1 pseudogene is annotated in these 468 nt (G+C 84.8%); it reads right to left on the bottom strand.

Annotated elements, in window-relative coordinates:
* Nucleotides 1-77: 77 nt before the first annotated feature.
* Nucleotides 78-345: pseudogene (locus LCE31_RS41450) on the bottom strand (hypothetical protein); the annotation flags it as partial.
* Nucleotides 346-468: the final 123 nt, after the last annotated feature.

Here is a 468-nt window from a genome sequence, read left to right as displayed (position 1 = left end):
CCCCGCCCCCCGCCCCGCGGGGGGGGCCCGCCGCCGCCCCCCCCGCCCCCCCCCCCGGGCGCCGCCGCCCGGCCGGGCCGCGCCCGCCGCGCGCGGCGCGCCCCCCCCCCCCGCCCCCCCCACCCCGAGGTCGGCGAGCTCGGCCGCGGCCTCGTCGACGGAGGCCTGCACCTCGATGAGGCTGGGCGCGCCCGCGGACCCGCCGTGTGCGAAGTGCGCGCCGAGGACGTCGCCGTCGGCGGTGACCGCCGTCAGCTCGGGCCGGTCGCGTACGAGGTCCTCCGCGTCCTCCAGCGTGTCGACGGCGACCATGTCCCGCGTCAGCCGCGCCACGGCGGCGACCAGCACCGGGGGCCCGCTCACGAGTTCCGTGACGCGGACGGGTTCTCCCACGGCCACCCCGCCGGCGCGGGCGGTCTCCGAGGCGCGGCGCGCCGCCCCGCCGGCCCGGGTGGCGGCCGTCCCGCC

It is taken from the genome of Streptomyces sp. 8L (assembly GCF_020176795.1).
Classification (GTDB): Bacteria; Actinomycetota; Actinomycetes; order Streptomycetales; family Streptomycetaceae; genus Streptomyces.
Note: the sequence above shows the minus strand (reverse complement) of the source record. Positions and strands in the feature narration are given on the sequence as shown.